Origin of the sequence: Streptococcus sp. 1004_SSPC (assembly GCF_001069025.1) — a bacterium.
GTDB classification, from domain to species: domain Bacteria; phylum Bacillota; class Bacilli; order Lactobacillales; family Streptococcaceae; genus Streptococcus; species Streptococcus vestibularis.
This window is the reverse complement of sequence record NZ_JWGQ01000014.1, coordinates 1-332: the sequence shown is the minus strand read 5'-3', so window position 1 is coordinate 332 and position 332 is coordinate 1. Positions and strand designations below refer to the sequence as shown.

At 51.5% G+C, this 332-nt stretch carries 2 tRNA genes; both read right to left on the bottom strand.

Features of this window, described 5'->3' with window-relative positions:
* Positions 1-104: 104 nt before the first annotated feature.
* Positions 105-178: transfer RNA gene (locus tag ADF62_RS01450), tRNA-Ile, on the bottom strand.
* A 14-nt stretch (positions 179-192) separates the two neighbouring features.
* Positions 193-266: transfer RNA gene (locus ADF62_RS01445), tRNA-Met, on the bottom strand.
* Positions 267-332: the final 66 nt, after the last annotated feature.

Here is a 332-nt window from a genome sequence, read left to right as displayed (position 1 = left end):
ATGTGGGATTCGAACCCACGCACGCTTTTACACGCCTGACGGTTTTCAAGACCGTTCCCTTCAACCGGACTTGGGTAATCCTCCAAATATTATTAAATAATATATGGACCTTGTAGGACTCGAACCTACGACCGCTCGGTTATGAGCCGAGTGCTCTAACCAGTTGAGCTAAAGGTCCAAGTAATCCATATATAGCGGCGAAGGGGATCGAACCCCCGACCTCCCGGGTATGAACCGGACGCTCTAGCCAGCTGAGCTACACCGCCATAAATCGGGAAGACAGGATTCGAACCTGCGACCCCTTGGTCCCAAACCAAGTGCTCTACCAAGCT